At 69.4% G+C, this 16596-nt stretch carries 18 protein-coding genes; 11 read left to right on the forward strand and 7 right to left on the reverse strand.

Annotated elements, in window-relative coordinates; translation table 11 throughout:
• Nucleotides 1–58: 58 nt before the first annotated feature.
• Both ABD116_RS39700 and ABD116_RS39705 read left to right on the forward strand, forming a co-directional pair.
• Complete coding sequence (locus tag ABD116_RS39700) at nt 59–469, forward strand: hypothetical protein (protein ID WP_343983309.1); 411 nt, start codon at nt 59–61, stop codon at nt 467–469.
• 1 nt (nt 470) lies between these two features.
• Nucleotides 471–1679, forward strand: a complete 1209-nt coding sequence (locus tag ABD116_RS39705; RefSeq protein ID WP_343983312.1) for a hypothetical protein — start codon at nt 471–473, stop codon at nt 1677–1679.
• A gap of 1 nt (nt 1680) precedes the next feature.
• On the opposite strand, the gene ABD116_RS39710 is transcribed toward ABD116_RS39705, so the two are convergent.
• Nucleotides 1681–2148, reverse strand: a complete 468-nt coding sequence (locus ABD116_RS39710; RefSeq protein WP_343983316.1) for an SCP2 sterol-binding domain-containing protein — start codon at nt 2146–2148, stop codon at nt 1681–1683.
• Nucleotides 2149–2212: 64 nt separating this feature from the next.
• Here ABD116_RS39710 and ABD116_RS39715 point away from each other — a divergent pair, with 64 nt between their 5' ends.
• The 3 genes from ABD116_RS39715 (at nt 2213) to ABD116_RS39725 (ending at nt 6403) form a co-directional block, all read left to right on the forward strand.
• Nucleotides 2213–2851: a TetR/AcrR family transcriptional regulator gene (locus ABD116_RS39715; protein ID WP_343983319.1), complete on the forward strand. Its 639-nt coding sequence runs from the start codon at nt 2213–2215 to the stop codon at nt 2849–2851.
• 103 nt (nt 2852–2954) lie between these two features.
• Nucleotides 2955–5594, forward strand: a complete 2640-nt coding sequence (locus ABD116_RS39720) for a phosphoenolpyruvate carboxylase (protein WP_343983321.1) — start codon at nt 2955–2957, stop codon at nt 5592–5594.
• Nucleotides 5594–6403, forward strand: coding sequence for a biotin--[acetyl-CoA-carboxylase] ligase (locus ABD116_RS39725; protein ID WP_343983323.1), 810 nt, complete (start codon nt 5594–5596; stop codon nt 6401–6403). The genes ABD116_RS39720 and ABD116_RS39725 overlap by 1 nt, the downstream gene beginning before the upstream one ends.
• Here ABD116_RS39725 and ABD116_RS41900 read toward each other — a convergent pair.
• The gene (locus ABD116_RS41900; RefSeq protein ID WP_425552256.1) at nt 6393–6500 is read right to left on the reverse strand and encodes an MFS transporter small subunit; all 108 of its coding nucleotides are present in this window, start codon (nt 6498–6500) and stop codon (nt 6393–6395) included. The two genes, ABD116_RS39725 and ABD116_RS41900, sit on opposite strands and share 11 nt — an antisense overlap.
• Nucleotides 6497–7897, reverse strand: a complete 1401-nt coding sequence (locus tag ABD116_RS39730) for an OFA family MFS transporter (protein WP_343983326.1) — start codon at nt 7895–7897, stop codon at nt 6497–6499. The genes ABD116_RS41900 and ABD116_RS39730 overlap by 4 nt, the downstream gene beginning before the upstream one ends.
• Before the next feature lie 148 nt (nt 7898–8045).
• Between ABD116_RS39730 and ABD116_RS39735 the strand changes: the two genes are divergently transcribed.
• Entirely contained in the window at nt 8046–8666 is a 621-nt protein-coding gene (locus tag ABD116_RS39735) for a PH domain-containing protein (RefSeq protein ID WP_343983329.1), read from the forward strand.
• Here ABD116_RS39735 and ABD116_RS39740 read toward each other — a convergent pair.
• The 3 genes from ABD116_RS39740 to ABD116_RS39750 form a co-directional block, all read right to left on the reverse strand.
• Nucleotides 8663–9871 (reverse strand): GNAT family N-acetyltransferase, encoded by a 1209-nt coding sequence (locus ABD116_RS39740; protein WP_343983332.1) that lies wholly within the window; start codon nt 9869–9871, stop codon nt 8663–8665. The two genes, ABD116_RS39735 and ABD116_RS39740, sit on opposite strands and share 4 nt — an antisense overlap.
• Nucleotides 9872–9914: 43 nt before the next feature.
• On the reverse strand, nt 9915–10817 hold the full coding sequence (locus tag ABD116_RS39745) for a hypothetical protein (RefSeq protein WP_343983334.1): 903 nt from the start codon (nt 10815–10817) through the stop codon (nt 9915–9917).
• A 146-nt stretch (nt 10818–10963) separates the two neighbouring features.
• A complete protein-coding gene (locus ABD116_RS39750; protein ID WP_343983337.1) occupies nt 10964–12022 on the reverse strand; it encodes a phosphotransferase family protein in 1059 nt (352 codons plus the stop codon).
• 91 nt (nt 12023–12113) lie between these two features.
• Between ABD116_RS39750 and ABD116_RS39755 the strand changes: the two genes are divergently transcribed.
• The 5 genes from ABD116_RS39755 (at nt 12114) to ABD116_RS39775 (ending at nt 15836) form a co-directional block, all read left to right on the forward strand.
• A complete protein-coding gene (locus ABD116_RS39755) occupies nt 12114–13355 on the forward strand; it encodes a sensor histidine kinase (protein WP_343983340.1) in 1242 nt (413 codons plus the stop codon).
• A complete protein-coding gene (locus ABD116_RS39760; RefSeq protein ID WP_343983343.1) occupies nt 13343–13993 on the forward strand; it encodes a response regulator transcription factor in 651 nt (216 codons plus the stop codon). The genes ABD116_RS39755 and ABD116_RS39760 overlap by 13 nt, the downstream gene beginning before the upstream one ends.
• Nucleotides 13994–14002: 9 nt before the next feature.
• On the forward strand, nt 14003–14698 hold the full coding sequence (locus ABD116_RS39765; protein WP_343983345.1) for a hypothetical protein: 696 nt from the start codon (nt 14003–14005) through the stop codon (nt 14696–14698).
• 92 nt (nt 14699–14790) lie between these two features.
• Nucleotides 14791–15402 (forward strand): TIGR03086 family metal-binding protein, encoded by a 612-nt coding sequence (locus ABD116_RS39770; RefSeq protein WP_343983347.1) that lies wholly within the window; start codon nt 14791–14793, stop codon nt 15400–15402.
• Nucleotides 15399–15836, forward strand: a complete 438-nt coding sequence (locus ABD116_RS39775; RefSeq protein WP_343983350.1) for a YybH family protein — start codon at nt 15399–15401, stop codon at nt 15834–15836. Before ABD116_RS39770 ends, ABD116_RS39775 begins: the two co-directional genes overlap by 4 nt.
• Before the next feature lie 54 nt (nt 15837–15890).
• Here the strand turns inward: ABD116_RS39775 and ABD116_RS39780 are convergent, their stop codons facing one another.
• Complete coding sequence (locus ABD116_RS39780; protein WP_343983353.1) at nt 15891–16427, reverse strand: hypothetical protein; 537 nt, start codon at nt 16425–16427, stop codon at nt 15891–15893.
• Between the last annotated feature and the right edge of the window lie 169 nt (nt 16428–16596).

A 16596-nucleotide genomic window follows, 5' to 3' on the forward strand; every position in this document is an offset into this window, starting at 1 on the left:
GCGCCTGTGAACGGTTCGCCTGAATGACGATGACCACACCGGATGGCAGGATCCTACTGTGGAGTACGACGAGTACCAGGCCGAGCGCCGGCGGATCATCGCCGCCTGGGGCACCGAGATCACCGACCCGGAGCAGCTGGCCGCGGCCGTCGCCCGGCTGCGCGCGCTGGCCGCGACGGTCGACGGCGACGAGCAGCGGGCGCGCGCGATCCGCTATCTCAAGTCGGTGGACGACCTGGTCGCCGACGCGCGGACGCCGGAGAGCGAGACAGTCGGCAAGGCGTGGGACGTGCTGCTGCAGGCCTCCAGCCCGGACGGCACACCGGCCGAGCGCCGGGCGCGCGCCCAGGAGGGGATGCGGGAGATCGCGCGGATCGCGGAGGCGGCCCCGACGCAGGCCGAGAAGCTCGCCGCGCTGAACATGAACGAGCCGCTGGCCGAGATCGCCCACACGGTCGACCCCGGCTGAGATGGCCGAGCAGCCGCGCAGGCGGCCCGATTCCGCGGTACCGGACATCGGCGACGGTCTGTGGGAGCGGATCCAGGCCGCTGTGCTGGCCGAGGCCGGTGCGGACAAGTCGCTGTGGAACGGGGAGCTCGGCTACACCGATCCGGCCGAGTCTGTCCGGGGCGAGGCGTACGGCTACGGCAAGCTGAACCTCAGTGAGGAGTCGGTGGTCCGGCCGCTGCGGGAGATGTACGAGCAGCGTGGTCAACGGGTGACCGAGGAGCAGCTGATCGCCCGGCGGAGCGCCTTTCAGGTGGTGGCGCACGAGTTCGGGCATCTGGCGGTCCCGGAGGAGTACCAACTCGCCGATCGGGCCGCCGACATCAAGCGCGGGGACCTGACGCCGATCGAGGAGGGGACGAACGAAGCCTGGAGCCAGGCCAGGACCGACGCGCTGATCGACCGGGCGTTGCCGCGTGACCTCGCGCTCCAGCTGAGGTCGGTGGACTCGCTGCGCACCTACCCTGGCTGGGACTCGGCCGCGCGTGCGTTCGCCGACGACGTCGGGGCCGAGATCGGTGTCGAGGGTGACGAGGTGCTGAGCGTGATGAACCGCGAGGCGCGCTCAGGCAAGGGCCGGGCCGCGGCTGACCTGCTCTACGAGCACTCGGAGCTGCCCCGGTTGGTGCCGGCGGATCAGCAGACCGCTGTACGGGCGGAGTTGCAGAGCAAGATCGACGAGGGCTTTGCCGCGCTGAAGCCGTTGAACGACGACAAGACGGTCAATCGTCGGGCCTATGGACGGCAGCGCGGGCAGGAGCTGGCTGAGTCGTTGGTGGGGACGGTCCAGGCCGCCGAGAAGCACTACCTGTCGCTGGAGAGCGGGCGCCAGGCGCAAGCCGCACAGCAGACCCAAGACCTGTCTGCCCTGCCCCCGCCCGATCCCGCCGACCGCCGCCCTGGGCCGGGGTCGGGCAGCTATGCGCAGCAGGCCGCGGACGACGATGCTCGCGTCGCGGCGGCGATGGCGAAGCCGGTGGACCCACGGGTCGCGTTCGCTCAGTGGATGGCGGCCGGGCAGGCGCCGGCGGCGGATGCTGTGCGGCAGCCGCGCGGGGATGGGCGGGCTGAGGACCCGCCGCTGGGCGAGCAGGCTGCTCGCGTCGAGAAGGGAGAGCGCCCAGGAGGACGGGCGGCGGCGGGGCGTAGTACGGAGTCGCCTGAGCGGTGAGCTAGGGGCCGACGGCGAAGAGTTTGGTGAGCCGCGCGGCCAGCGCGAGGTCGCCGCGGACCGAGAGGCGTTGCTTGAGGACGGCCAGTACCGGGTCCTCGTTGCCGGTGACGATCTTCAGCAGGGTGGCCGGGTCGGTGCGGACCGAGATGGCCGGCGGCTCGGCATGGTCGGTGAGCAACCGGCAGGCGCCGTCACTGACCCGGATCCGGAACTCGTCGAAGCCACCGGAGCCGGCCCCGGTGATCTGCCAGGCGACGATCGCGTCGAAGCCCTCGGCCCGGGCAGGACGCAGGTACTCCGGCATCCGGCGAAAGATCTCGCGCAACGCGATCTCTCGGACTCCCCCGATGAGCCGATGCCGAAGCTCCCGCTCCGAGGTCCGGTCGACCAGCCGGGCCAGCTCACCGACATCGAGCTCGGTGAAATCCTCCGACTCCAGCCACAAGGCGCTACCGCGTTCGGCCACACGACCTCCCCCGGTAGTTCCTACCAGACCGTAGGAATTTCCTACGAGCTGATAGCTTTGTCAAGTGGTCAGCCCTGAAGACCCGGTTGCGGAACCTCGCCGCCGTGCCGCGCATCTGGGTCCTGAGCGCCGGCGCCCGCTGATTCTGGACGCGGCCCTCGAGGTGTTCTCCGAGCGCGGATACGCCGGTACGACGATGCAGTCCGTCGCCGAGGCCGCCGGGGTCACCAAACCCGTCGTCTACGACTCCTTCGCGAACCGGGACGAGTTGCTGCTCGCCCTGCTGGCCCGCGAAGAGCAGCACCTGGTCGTCTCGATCGTCGCCGCGCTGCCGGCCGACCCGACCGTCGGTACGCCGGAGGAGCACGTACTCGAAGGCCTGACCGCCTTCCTCGAGACGGCGGCCAAGTCCCCGCAGTCGTGGCGAATCGTCTTCGGCGCCCAGTACGGCGCCGCCCCCGTGGTCGCCGACCGCGTCCGGGCGGCCCGCGCGTTCCTGGTCGAGGGACTGCGGTTGACCCTCGTGCAATCGTTGCCGGGTGTCACCGATCCCGACGCCAACCTGCCGGTGCTGGCCGAGATGCTCGCCTCGATGACCGAGAGCTGCGCCCGGATGCTCGTCGTCGACGGCACCGACCGCACCCCGGCCCAGCTCGCGAAGACCGTCTCGCAAGTCGTCGGCGGCGGCTTCGGCGCGGTCTAGTACTGTCGCGTCACAGCCACGGATCGTCACGTTAGGTCACGATCGGCGCTCACTAGTCGGACCGACGGGCGAGAGAGCGCGGCCCCCGATATCGTGGGCGAACGTGACCGAGACCGGCAGTCAGGCGAACGCCCGCACCCGTACCCGCGCACGCTTCGAAGTGCCCGAGGAGCTCCGCGCCGACGTCCGCCTGCTGGGCGAACTGCTCGGCCGTGTCCTGGTCGAGTACGCCGGCCAGCCGCTGCTCGACGACGTCGAGAAGCTCCGTGAGCTGACGATCGCCGGTGATGGCGCCGGGGCCGAGGCACTGGTCGCTTCCTGGCCGCACGAGCGCGCCGAGGACGTTGCCCGCGCCTTCACCTGCTACTTCCACCTGACGAACCTCAGCGAGGAGCTGCACCGCGCTCGTGTACTACGGGAGCGCGACCGCTCCAGCGACGCGCCAGCCGTCTCCGAACTGGCCCAGGCGGTCGAGAAGATCAGCGCCGAGGCTGGTGAGCAGCAGGCCCGTGCCCTGCTCAACGGACTGGAGTTCCGCCCGGTACTGACCGCTCACCCGACCGAGGCCCGGCGCCGCGCTGCATTGGCGACCATCCGCCGCATCTCCGCACTACTGGAGGAGCGAAGCGACCCCCGCGCCGGTGACAGCGAGCTGGCCGAGAACCAGCGCCGCCTGATCGAGCAGGTCGACATCCTCTGGCGTACGTCGCAGCTGCGCACCAGCCGGCCGACTCCGCTGGACGAGGTCCGCTCGGCGATGGCTGTCTTCGAGGAGACCCTGTTCAACGTCGTCGCGAACGTCTACCGCCGCCTCGACGACGCGCTGGCCGGTGAGGACGCCGGCGTCAAGCAGCCGGTGGTGGCACCCTTCGTCCGGCTCGGCTCCTGGATCGGCGGTGACCGCGACGGCAACCCGAACGTCACCGCGGCGATCACCCGCGAGGCCATGCAGATCCAGGCCGACCACGTACTCCGTGCGCTAGAGCAGGCGACCGACCAGCTCGGCCGGGCGCTCACCCTGGACTCGCAGACCACCCCGCCCTCCGCGCCGGTCCGCCGGATCCTGGAGGACGCCCGTGCGGTCAACCCCGAGCTGATCTCCGACATCGAGACCCGCTCGCCCTCCGAGCCGCATCGCCAGCTACTGCTGCTCGCAGCCCGTCGGCTGGCCGCCACCCGGGCCAGGGACGCCGACTTCGGCTACCCGCGGGCAGCGGACTTCCTGCACGAGTTGAAGGTCCTGCAGGACTCCCTGGTCAGCGCAGGCGCTCTACGGCAGGCCTATGGCGAGCTGCAGCAGCTCATCTGGCAGGTGACCTCGTTCGGCTTCCACCTGGCCGAGTTGGAGGTCCGGCAGCACTCGTCTGTGCACACCAAGGCTCTGGAAGAGGTACTGGGCGGTGGCGAGCTCTCCGACCAGACCGAGGAGGTGCTGGCCACGCTGCGCGTCATCGGCCAGATCCAGCAGCGCTTCGGCCCAGATGCCTGCCGCCGGTACGTCGTGTCCTTCACCCGCAACGCGGGCGACCTCGCTGCCGTCTATGAGCTGGCTGACGCCGCCATGGACGGGCGGCCGATCGAGCTGGACGTAGTACCGCTGTTCGAGACCGGTGAGGACCTGCAGAACTCCGTGGAGGTGCTGGACAACGCGATCCAGCTCACCCGGGTCCGGCACCGCCTGACGGCCAACGACCGCCGGTTCGAGGTCATGCTCGGCTACTCCGACTCCGCCAAGGACGTCGGGCCCGTCTCGGCCACCTTGGCCCTGTACGACGCGCAGGCGCGGATCACCGCCTGGGCTCAGCGCAACGCGATCCGCCTGACCCTCTTCCACGGCCGTGGTGGAGCCCTAGGCCGTGGTGGAGGCCCGGCCAACCGCGCAGTACTGGCTCAGGCGCCTGGCTCGGTCTCGGGCCGGTTCAAGCTCACTGAGCAGGGTGAGGCGATCCCTGCTCGGTATGGCAACGCAGCGATCGCCCAGCGCCACATCGAGCAGGTCACCGCAGCCACGCTGCTCGCCTCCACTCCGGGCATCGAGGAGCGGGCAGTGGTCGCAGCTGAGCGCTTCTCCGTGGTGGAGAAGACCATGGACGAGGCCTCCCGGACGACGTACCACCGGCTCGTACGGGCCGAGGGGTTCGCGGAGTGGTTCGGCCGGGTCACGCCGCTGGAGGAGCTCGGGCAGCTGCCGCTGGGCTCCCGGCCGGCCCGACGTGGTGTCGCCGTGTCGTCGCTGGAGGACCTGCGGGCGATCCCGTGGGTCTTCGCCTGGTCGCAGGCCCGCGTGAACGCGCCGGGCTGGTACGGGCTCGGCTCGGCGCTCTCTGCTGTGGGGGACGTCGCAGTACTGCAGGACGCGAACCAGAACTGGCCGCTGTTCCAGGTGATGCTCGAGAACGCCGAGATGTCGCTGGCGAAGACCGACCGCCGCATCCTCGGCCGCTACCTCGAGCTGGGCGACCGGCCCGACCTGACCAAGCAGATGCTCGACGAGCACGAGCTGACCACTGAGTGGGTGCTCAAGGTGCTCGGCGGCGACAAGCTGCTCAGCGGCCGCCGGGTGCTCGGCCGGGCGGTCGAGCTGCGCAACCCGTACGTCGATGCGCTCAGCTACCTGCAGTTGCGGGCTCTCCGCAGCCTTCGGACGGATGAGTCGCTCGACGAGCAGCAGATCGTCCGTACCAGGCGACTGCTGCTGCTGACCGTGTCCGGAGTTGCCGCCGGCCTGCAGAACACCGGCTGATGTTCGGCGATCTGGAGCGGCCGCCCCTCGACGCGAAGTACCTGCAGGGGCGGCTGGTGCGACCTGGCTCGCTGTGGAGCCAGGTCGACGTACTGGCCGAGACGGAGTCGACCAATGCCGTTGTGGCGGCTGCTGCGCGTGCCGGGGCTGCTGAAGGCCTTGTGGTGACGGCGGAGTACCAGTCGTCAGGGCGTGGGCGGTTGGGGCGCACCTGGACGACTCCTGCGCGCTCTGCGTTGCTCATGTCGGCTCTACTGCGGCCGAGGGGCATACCGGCGCATCGGTGGCCGTGGCTGGGGTTGCTGGTGCCGTTGGCGGTTGCGTCCGCAGTACGGCGGGTGGGGGAGATCCCTGCGCAGGTGAAGTGGCCTAACGACGTACTGGTCGAGGACCGGAAGCTTGCGGGGATCCTGCTGGAGCGAATCGATGGACCGGCTGCTGTGGTCGGTATTGGCCTCAATGTCAGCCTTACAGCGGCTGAGCGGCCTACGGACGTGGCTACGTCGCTCGCGTTGGAAGGTGCTGCGACGACTGACCGGAGCACTGTGATGACCGCTGTGCTGCGGGAACTGGCTACTCGCTATCAGGCTTGGGTGCAGGCTGATGGCGATCCTGAGGTGATCCTGCCGGACTACCGCGAGTTGTCGGCGACCTTTGGGCGACAGGTGCGGGTGGAGCTGCCCGGAGGGGTGTTCATCGAGGGCACCGCGTCGGAGCTGGACGCGGACGGCCGGCTGGTGGTGCTCACCGCCGACGGCCCACGTTCACTGGCCGCCGGCGATGTCACACACCTGAGGGCTACTGAGTAAACAGTTTTGCCGCGGTGATGAGCGTCTGGACGATGCCGTAGCCGAGCAGGACGGCGACGAGGGCCCAGGAGATGACGAGCCGGGGAGTCTGGTTCATTTCGCTGCCTCCGCTGCGGTGGTCCGGCTGGGCTCGTGGAACCGGTCGGCGACCGGGCGGATCAGCAGGTTGGCGACGAAGCCGACCGCCAGCACCCCGACCATGGTGAACAGCGCGGGCCGGTAGGCCTCGGCCGTCAGCGTGCCCGGCTTGCCTTCCCGGTCGAGGAATCCGTTGATGATGAGCGGCCCGGCGACGCCCGCGACCGACCACGCGGTCAGCAGCCGGCCGTGGATCGCGCCGACCTGGTAACCCCCGAACAGATCCCGCAGGTACGCCGGTACGGTGGCGAACCCGCCGCCGTAGAAGGACAGGATGACCGCGGCGAACAGGACGAAGAGCGCGGTGCTGTTGTGCCCGACCGTTGCCAGCAGCAAGTAGAAGATGATGCCGACGCCGAGGTACAGCGCGTAGATCGGCTTGCGGCCGATGACGTCCGACGTGCTCGACCAGGCGAACCGCCCGGCCATGTTGAAGATCGAGAGCAGGCCGACGAACCCGGCGGCAGCGCCGACCGCGACCGTCGACTTGCCGCCGACGTCGCCGCGGAAGAAGTCCTGGATCATCGGGCTGGCCTGCTCGAGGATGCCGATGCCGGCCGTCACGTTGCAGAGCAGGACGACCCACAACAGCCAGAACTGCGGGGTCTTGATCGCGTTCGCCGCCGACACGTTCGAGGTGGTGACGAGCGTTTTCGCCTTCAGTTGCGAGGGATCGAACCCGGCCGGCTTCCAGCCCTCGGCCGGCACCCGGATGTTCACCACGCCGAACATCATGATCACGAAGTAGCCGATGCCGAGCGTCAGGAACAGCGCGACGAGCGCGCCGCCGCCGGCCACCGAGGTGGAGACGTTCGAGTCGTAGCCGTCGTCGTACAGGCTGAGCAGTTGCCGCGACAGCGGGCTGGCGACCAGCGCGCCGCCGCCGAAGCCCATGATCGCCAGGCCGGTGGCCAGCCCCGGACGGTCGGGGAACCACTTGATCAGCGTGGAGACGGGGGAGATGTAGCCGATCCCCAGGCCGATCCCGCCGATCACGCCGTACCCGAGGTAGACCAGCCACAGTTGCGTCGTACCGATGCCCAGGGCCCCTACCAGGAAGCCGGTGCTCCAGAAGCAGGCCGAGACGAACATCGCCTTGCGCGGACCGTTGCGCTCCACCCAGGTGCCGCCGATCGCGGCGGACAGGCCGAGCATCACGATCGCGATGCTGAAGGTGACCCCGATCGCGGTCTGGCTGGCGTCGAAGTGCTTGATCATCGACGTCTTGTACACGCTGGTCGCGTAGGCCTGACCGATACACAGATGCACCGCCAGCGCGGCCGGCGGGATCAGCCAGCGGCTGTAACCCGGTGGCGCGATCGTGTGCTCACGATCGAGTACGGACAAGATCCCCATCCCAGACTCCTCAGGTAATAGCCCCCAGCAAATACCCCGTTTGGCATCTTGGCCGACAGTATTCAGTTTGTGAAGAGTTTTTCGTGCAGTGTTCAATCAATCGTGTCCCCCGCAGACAAGCGGCCCCCGGAACTGTGAGACTGGGGGTATGGCGATCTCGGCGAAGTTGTTGGGTGAGGACGAGTACATCGTCGTCAGCACCCGGACGCACTGGAAGGCACTGATCTTCCCGGTGTTCCTGCTGCTCGTGCTGGCGGCCGGCGGCGGGTTCCTCGCCGCGGTGGTCCCGGACGGCAGCCTGCAGACCCCGGCCCGGATCGCGATCGGCGTGGTCGCGTTGCTGGTGCTGATCGTGTTCGGCGCGAAGCCGTTCCTGAACTGGTTCTTCTCCACCTACACCCTGACCAACCGGCGCCTCATCACCCGGCACGGCATCCTGACCCGGACCGGCCGGGACATCCCGCTGATGCGGATCAACGACGTCTCCTACGAGCACGGCATCATCGACCGCATGCTCGGCTGCGGCACGCTGCAGATCGAGTCGGCCGGCGAGCGCGGCCAGGTGATCCTGCCGGACGTACCGCACGTCGAGCACATGCACCTGCAGATGTCCGACCTCCTCTTCGGCGGCCCCGAAGGCAAGCCCGGCGACGGCATCCTCGACGACGAGGCCCCGCCGGAGCACCTGCGCCGCCGTGAGCCACGCGCCACCTCGGAGGAGCCGGACAGCGAGACCCTCTTCAGCTCGGACGACAACGACCGCCGCTAGAAGATCTCCAGGCTGACTGGGGCGGTCGGCCAGCCGAAGGCTGCGGTGGCTCGGGTTAGGGAGCCTGGGGTGTGTTCGGTGACTCGGCCGGTGGGGGCGAACTCGGCTAGTTGGCGGCCGCCTAGGTAGATCGCGCCTAACTCGGTGACTGACAGGGTGAGGTCGGCTGGGGATTCGGTGGGCTTGCAGCTGACGGTCTCGCCTGTGGTCAGGTGGAAGCGGCCGGTGTTGGCGGGGATCAGGTCGTCGGTGATGTCGAGGACCAGATCGACGGCAGCGGCGTACCGGCGTTGTTCCAGGGCGCGGGGGACGTCGGTGACGCGGACCCAGAGGGATTCGCTGACGCGGCGGTTGAGGGCCGTGGGGGTGGTGACTAGTTGCTGGAGTGGCTCGTCGATGGCGGCGAAGCCGAACTCCAGGGTGCCGGCCAGGTCGAGCGTCAGCAGGTGTTGCCAGAGGGTTTGGTATGCCCTCGGGGTGAGGGCGACGAGCTCTTCGAGGTGTACTTCGTTGGCTGGGCCGGTCGCGGTCCAGTGCATCTTGCCGCGCCAGAGCGCGTACCCGTCGATGGTGCCGGTCTCATCGCGGTGCACCAGGATCTGCCGCGCGGTCTTGCCGCCGCGCTCGTCCGGCTTGTCCTCCAGATGCTGCTGCCATTTGAGGTCCGACCGCCCGGACACCCCCGGCCGCCGCTCTTGCAGGGCCAGCAGCAACGGCGCCAGCTCCTTGATCGCACCCTCGGCCGGCAACTCACTGATCTCGCCCGGCCGCGCCTTCACGCTCGACGGCCCGACCCGGTGCAGGTCGATCTCGTACGACAGGCCCCACGCGGCCGCGGCGTACCCGAACCGTCCGTAGATCCCCGACTCGCTGGCCCACAACACCGCAATGGCTTCCGGTACTTCGCGCAGCTGCCGGCTGATCAACTCCGCCATGATCCCGCGCCTGCGATGGGTCGCCTTGACCCCGACCCCGGTCACGTGAGCAGCGGCCACCACCGCCCCCGGCACCGACAGATCCCGCGTCAGCGCCCGCGTCGTCCCGACGATCTCCGCCCCGTCGGTCACCACCAGCGCCCGCTCCGGCTCGAACATCCGCGGCCCGAACTCGTCCGCCCCCGGCTCGAACATCATCGCCCCAGCGAAAACGCCCCGCAGCTCCGCATAGTCCCCGGCACCAGCCGCCCGCACGGTGAAGTCACTCATCCCCGCATCCTCACACGCCCCACCGACAACAGTCAGCAGCAGATCATTCTCGGCCGGGTGCAGCCGCCGAGCTCCGGGTCAGGCGACGGTGCCGATCCATTCGGGTGGCGTCGGCTCGGCGGTGAAGGCGACGAAGATCGAGTCCTCGTTGGCTGGTTGTAGCGGGTCGAACAGGACGAGGGCCGGGCATCGCGGAGCGGTTGGTGCTGCGGCGCTTGACCCAGCGATCGGTGCCGTTGGCATCGGTGAACTTCACCACGATGTCGGCGCCGACGGTCGTCTTGTGGCCCTCGGAGTTCTGGCTCGTCACGAGGGTGACCTCGGTGATCGTGCCGGCGACCCGGCGGCCTTCGGTGAGCAGCCGATTCCGGTTGGCGGTCTGCAGGCGCAGGCGGCGGTTGTACCTGATCGCGTACCAGACCACGAGCGCCGCGATGGCGATCAGCAGCGCGGGCAGCCAGATGTTGGCGTAGTACGCGATCCAGGAGAAGACGCCCCAGTCCTCGTCGGTGTGGAAGGCCGGATCGACCTGCGTCCCGACCTCGAGCGGCTCGGTCCAGGTCTGCGCGTGGATCGTGACGGCGACCGCAACGGCGACGAGCCCGAGCGGCGCGAAGACGGACGGCTGCTTCTCGCCGCCGCGGTACCGCTGCATGAACGAACTCGACAAAGCGGCGGCCGCGATCGTGCCGATGATCCCCACGGCCAGCGCGATCCCCATCGTCGCCGGCCCCCAGAAGTCCGGGAAGACATCCCGGTCGTCGAAGACGCTGTCGATGATCGAGTGCCGGATGAAGTCGGCCATCGCGCTGATGCCCACCCCGAGCACCGCCGCGCACGCCACCTGCAACACCGCGAAAACAACAGCTGCAGCCAACACCCCCGGCCGCCCCACATACCGCTGCTGCTTCGCGCGGCGTTGCGCCGCCGGATCCACAGTGCTCATACCCGTCCCCCTCCAGCCCAGCCTGAAGACGGAACTTTATCCGCCGACGCGGCCACCTTCCGGCGTCGCGTCGACGGCCCGGTGGGTCATTCCCCGCGAACGGCGCTGGCGCAGCCGCGGGCGCGTGGCACAACAGCGCCAACGGACTACCAGGCGAGTCCGTCCAGGTGGTTGTGGCCGGTGAGTAGGTGGGTGATGTGGTGGTGCGCCGCTTTGCGGATGTTGGGGTGGGGGTGGTGGGCGTAGAGGGCGAGTTCGACGTACATGTCGTAGAAGTTCAGGCGTTCGCGGAGGTGCTCGCGGTCGAAGAGCTCTGGATAAGCGTTGTGCAGCCAGCCGGGGAGGTCTGCGAGTGTGGTCTCGTCGAGTCCTTGTCCGTCGGGTGTGGGCGGGTACTCGCGCGCCCTCGCGCACCAGCGCAGGATGGTGTCGAGTTCGACATCGGCCGGCTGAGCCAACGCCTCCGCGAAGTCGATGAGACCGGTGACGCGGCCTTGGTCGACGATGACGTTGGATCCGTGGAGATCGCCGTGGACGAGCACGGGTTCGTCGGCGGCGAACAACCCGAGCCGGTCCTGGATCCAGTCGGCGACGTCCGCGAGTAAGCGCGAATCATGGCTGGGCAGACGCCGGGCGGCCTCGACCTGTTGGAGCGTTGCGCTCACTACGGGTGGATGGAATGCAGGCCAGGGTTTGTCAGCCGGCTCGTCGGACAGGGCGGCGGCTAGCCAGGGTGGGAGTAGGGCGGGTGGGGCCGGAATGCGGTGGAGTGCGCGTAACGCAGTACCGAGGCTTTCGATCATCGCTCGGCGGGTGGACGGGTCCGCCGCCGGCCAGGCGTCGTACAGGGTCCGTCCGGGCAGCCGTTCGGACACGTACCACGCACCGTCCGGACTGTTGCCGTGGGCAATGTGTCGGGCGTGCGGGACGTCGGTGCCAGCGAGCAGTTCGACGACTGCGGCCTCGTGGCGATACGCGTCGCGGAACTGCCCGTTGTTCACACGTACGACGTACTCGTCGCCGACCCACGCCCGGCTGACCCAGCCGGCCTTCGCCACAAAGCGCCCGGTCACCGGCAGACCAGCCGCCATCAGCGTCCTCCGCAGTACCGGATCGCCATCGCTCAAGGCTGGATCGCCGTCCCTCCGGGCCGGATCGCCGTCGCTCCCGACCGGGTCGCCGTCCATCCAGCCGCCGTCGGTCACGGGCGCGAGCCTAGTAGGTAGTGCCAGGTCTACTCCAGGAGTCGAACCAGCGCGCTGTCGGAGGTTGCGGGCGGGCGCCTAACTTGGGCGCATGACAGCAACGCTGCTTCGGGCAGTGACCGGGCGACGGTTCCTGGTCTCGGTCTGGCCCTGGCGTGGGTTCGCCTACTCCGCCACCACTGCGGTGGCCTCCGGCCTTCTGTGGCTCCTGCTGGCCGTGCCGCTGGCTCCGGTGGTCGCGGCCGTGGTGGTGCTCTCCGCCGGGCGCACGGACAGCTATCTGATCCTGGCGGCCGGTCTCGGGCTCGTCGGGGTAGGCCTGCTCGCGCTGCTCGGCCCCCGGCTGGCGCTCTCAGTGGCCCGCGCCGAGCGGTGGCGTCTGCGGCTGGTCGGCGATGCCCCGCTGCGCCCCGGGAGCCGCGGCGACCGCTACACCGACCTGGCCACCTGGCGAGCGGTGGCGTACCTGGTGCTGCTCGGCGCTGTCGGCCCGCTGTGGCTCGGGGCCCTCGGAGTCATCGGGCTGATCGTCGTCTCGACACCGATCGCGGTGGACCACCGGATCTCGGTCATGGACTCCATGTCAGGCATCGTCGGGCGGGTCGGTCTGGGGCTGGTACTGATCCCGGTACTGCTCTACCTGACCGCGCTGTTCGGCGGAGCGCACGCCGCGCTGGCCCGGATGCTGCTGTGTCCGGAGCCGTCCGAGGAACTGGTCGAAGTAGGCCGGTCCCGGACCCGGCTGATGAACGCGTTCGATGCCGAGCGCCTGCGGATCGAGCGCGACCTGCATGACATCGCTCAGCAGCGCCTGGTCGCCCTGACCATGCAGATCGGGATGGCCCGCCTCGATCTGCCGCCTTCGTCGCCGGCTGCCGCCGCGATGTCGTCCGCGCACGACCAGGCCAAGGCGCTGATGGCCGAGCTGCGTGATCTGATCCGGGGCATCAGCCCCCGCACGCTGCGGGAGCTGGGCCTGCGGGCGGCCGTCGAGGAGTTGGCCGCCGCGAGTTCCCTCGAAGTACGCGTCGACGTCGCCTCGTCGCGTTTCCCGGCCACCGTGGAATGGGTCGCGTACGCGGCGATCTCCGAGGCGCTGGCCAACGCGGTGAAGCACTCCGGTGCGACCGAGGCCACCGTCACCGCCCGACGCGAGGCAGCCCTGTTGCTGGTCGAGGTCCGCGACGGCGGCGGTGGCGGCGCCGACCCCGACCGTGGATCCGGACTGACCGGGCTCGCGGACCGGGCCGCCGCAGCCGGTGGCCGGCTGTTGATCTCGAGCCCTGCCGGTGGCCCGACGATCCTGCGGGTGGAGTTGCCGTGCGCGTCGTGATCGCCGAGGACTCGGTACTGCTCCGAGAGGGGCTGAGCGCGATGCTGGCCCGGTTCGGGATCGAGGTCGTCGCTGCGGTCGGGGACGGCTCCGCGCTCCGGGTCGCGGTCACCGAGCACCGACCGGATCTCGTGATCACCGATGTCCGGATGCCGCCGGACTTCACCGACGAGGGGCTGCGGGCCGCCGTCGCGCTGCGCGCCGAGGATCCCGCCCTCGCGGTGGTCGCCCTCAGCCAGTACGTGCAGCACAGCTACGCAGAGGAGCTGCTCGCCTCAGGTACCGGCCGGTCCATCGGGTACCTCCTCAAGGACCGCATCGGCGACGTGGCCGAGTTCGCCGAGCAGTTGCGCCGGGTGGCCGAGGGCGGCACGGTCGTCGACTCCGAGGTCGTCCGGCAGCTCATGCAACGCCGCAGCGACCCGCTCAAGCAGCTGTCGGCCCGCGAACGGGAGGTCCTCGCCCTGATGGCGCAGGGGCACTCGAACGCGGCGGCCGCCCGGATCCTCTCCCTGACCGAGGCCGGTGTCGCCAAGCACATCGGCAACGTCCTCACCAAGCTGAACCTGCCGGTCAGCGACGACACCAACCGGCGGGTCCTCGCCGTGCTCGCGTACCTGCGCAGCCGATCCGACTAGGAGCATCCCTTGATCAGCACCACTGCCCGGCGGCGTGACGCCGGGCTCTTCACCATGGCCGTTGTCCTGACCGCGGCGTTCTTCCTCGCGCCGCCGCTAGTCGGCCCCGACCGGCGTGACGCCTTCCCGCGCGCTTTCGGCGCCTACTGGGCCTCGGGCGGCGGTACCGGCTTCCCACCCGATCTCCAGCCCCTTGTCGACCACCAGTTCCGCTACCACCTGGTGCGGGTGGTGATCGGTACGTTGCTAGTCACCGTGTTGGTGACGCTGGCTGTCCGGCTCCAGCGGTTCCGGGTGCCGATCGGGGCACTCGCCCTCGTCGCGGCTGCTCTGCTGATCCTCAACGTCCAGGGCGTCGTGTCGCCCTTCGGTACGCTGCTGCCGAATCTGGCGTCCGCCCCCGCGGACGATGTGGCCGCCATCGTGTCCCAGGCCCGCGATCAGCTCGCGAACGGCCCGCTGTCGCCGGCGCTGGACGTGATGCTCGCCGAGTACGTCCGCTGGCACGTCTTCAAGGGCATCCTGACCGGCCTCCTGGCCGTCGTCCTCATCGGCCTGTCGGTGGTGGCGTGGCGCCGGCGCCGTTTGTTCGTCCTGCTCACGGCAGTACCGGCAGTGGCCGCCCTCTTGGTCGTAGCAGCCAACGTCACCACCGTGGCCGACCCCAACCCAGGCCTCCTGCTACTCCTCCAGGGCAGCTGGTGAGGGTGGCAGTGCGCACTCGTACTCCGACCGGGATGGTTTCCCGGACAGACCGGGATGGCGAACCCTGCCGGCGGGATCGGCGGAGGCGAAACATGACAGACATGACAGACATGGCCGGCACCGCGAAGACTCTCGTACTGCTCGATGTCGCCATCGAGGAATTCGCTCGCAGACTCCGGCTCGTCGGGCCTGGCGACTGGCGACGGCCGACGCCCTGCACCGAGTGGGACGTCCGCGCGCTCGTCGATCATGTCGTCGGCGCCAATGTGCGCTATCAGCTGCTGCTCCACGGCGCCCCGACCGATCGGGTCGAGGCCACGCGGTCGGTCGACCACCTCGGCGACGACGCGCTGGCCTCGTTCGTGGCGACCGCGGACCGGATGGTCGCCTGCTTTCACGAGGACGGCGCACTCGACCGCGTTGCCCATCACGTGATCGGCGATCGGTCCGGAGCCGAGTTGCTGTCGATGCGGATCCTCGACGCCGCGATCCATGCTTGGGACCTGGCCCGCGCGATCGGCGCGGACGAGACCCTTCCCGACGACGTCGTCGCCTTCTTGCTGGCCTACTCGCTCGATCTCGATCTCGGCCCGCGGCAAGACACGTTCGCGACGACGTCCGCCGGCGTGTCCCCGGACGCGTCACCGCAGGACCAGCTGCTCCACCGGCTCGGCCGCCACCCGAACACCGAGGAGATCCGATGAACGACACCCAGCAGTTCCTCGCCGAGATGATGCCACGCATTCACGAGGCCGAGACGGCGCTGCTCAACGGCGACGCCGCACCGCGGTTCGCTCTGTGGTCGCACACCGATCCGGTCACCGTCTACGGCGCCGCGTTCAGCCCGACCGGGTGGGCTGAGGTCGCTCCCATGTTCGAGGAGCTCGCCGCACATTTCTCCGGCTGCAGCTCGTGTGAGTGGGAGGTGGTGGCGGCGGACGTCGGCGAGGACTTCGCCTACCTGCTCGCGATCGAACGAAGCACCGCGTCGGTGGACGGCTCGGAGGCGTCGTCGTTCCTGCTCCGCAGTACGACGATCTTCCGGCGCGAGAACGGCGAATGGAAGATCGTCCACCGCCACGCCGACCCGATCGACGACACCGCGAACCTACTCTCCGGCCGCCTCGCGAATAACTGACCCAACCCACTCTTTCCGGAGCAACTGGGGCCCGCCGGCGTGGGAGCGCGTCGGTCAGCGCATGGTGGGGTGGTCGCCGGTGTTGTCGGCAGCTGACAACTCGGCAACCCGGTGGCGGAGCCGGCGGCGCTCGAGCGCCATGAGGCCGAAGGCGGCGGCGCCGAGGAGCTGGGGGACGGCTCTCCACCACGGGCGATCGTCGTCGAGAAGGGTCGAGACCGCGAGCAGTACGAACAGGATCGGCATCAGGATCAGCAGTACGCGCATCCAACGAGCCTGATACCGGTCCAGCTGCAGCCGCCCGAAAGCCAAAGCCGCTGCCCTGATCGCAGGGTCGGTAGGCACCGGACCGCGCAGAGCAGCCCGGGCAGCAGCCTGGCGTTCCTTGCGGGTCAAGTCGCCGGGCAGCGACGACAGCGCGCGATCCCCTCGCCGCTTCACGAGCGCCATCAAGACCCCGAACGGTGGACCGCTCGCCGCGCCGGCGATCAACGCCGCGCTCCAACTGAGGTGCATCAGATAGTGCGTGCCCACCCCGAACAGCACGCCGTACAGAAGTCCGGACAGGATCCCGGTGAGCCATCTGCGCATGGAATGCACAGTGCCCGTCCACCCACTGGCAAGTGGCGAATTGCAGCTTGTGGCAAAGCTTGGGGGATGCGGGTCGCCCGGTTGGAGGCGATAGCTGGGCTCTTCAACGATCCCAGCGCAAGGGATTACCGCGCAACGAGGCCGGCTTGCCAGGGCTGGGGTGCCTACT

It is taken from the genome of Kribbella koreensis, assembly GCF_039525325.1.
Classification (GTDB): domain Bacteria; phylum Actinomycetota; class Actinomycetes; order Propionibacteriales; family Kribbellaceae; genus Kribbella; species Kribbella koreensis.

What these genes read in the sequence shown, in the direction of transcription:
- ABD116_RS39705 (WP_343983312.1), top strand. Translation starts at nt 471, where the DNA reads ATGGCCGAGCAGCCGCGCAGGCGGCCCGATTCCGCGGTACCGGACATC.
- ABD116_RS39725 (WP_343983323.1), top strand. Translation starts at nt 5,594, where the DNA reads ATGTTCGGCGATCTGGAGCGGCCGCCCCTCGACGCGAAGTACCTGCAG.
- ABD116_RS41900 (WP_425552256.1), bottom strand. Translation starts at nt 6,500, where the DNA reads ATGAACCAGACTCCCCGGCTCGTCATCTCCTGGGCCCTCGTCGCCGTC.
- ABD116_RS39730 (WP_343983326.1), bottom strand. Translation starts at nt 7,897, where the DNA reads ATGGGGATCTTGTCCGTACTCGATCGTGAGCACACGATCGCGCCACCG.
- ABD116_RS39735 (WP_343983329.1), top strand. Translation starts at nt 8,046, where the DNA reads ATGGCGATCTCGGCGAAGTTGTTGGGTGAGGACGAGTACATCGTCGTC.
- ABD116_RS39740 (WP_343983332.1), bottom strand. Translation starts at nt 9,871, where the DNA reads ATGAGTGACTTCACCGTGCGGGCGGCTGGTGCCGGGGACTATGCGGAG.
- ABD116_RS39745 (WP_343983334.1), bottom strand. Translation starts at nt 10,817, where the DNA reads ATGAGCACTGTGGATCCGGCGGCGCAACGCCGCGCGAAGCAGCAGCGG.
- ABD116_RS39755 (WP_343983340.1), top strand. Translation starts at nt 12,114, where the DNA reads ATGACAGCAACGCTGCTTCGGGCAGTGACCGGGCGACGGTTCCTGGTC.
- ABD116_RS39770 (WP_343983347.1), top strand. Translation starts at nt 14,791, where the DNA reads ATGACAGACATGACAGACATGGCCGGCACCGCGAAGACTCTCGTACTG.
- ABD116_RS39775 (WP_343983350.1), top strand. Translation starts at nt 15,399, where the DNA reads ATGAACGACACCCAGCAGTTCCTCGCCGAGATGATGCCACGCATTCAC.
- ABD116_RS39780 (WP_343983353.1), bottom strand. Translation starts at nt 16,427, where the DNA reads ATGCGCAGATGGCTCACCGGGATCCTGTCCGGACTTCTGTACGGCGTG.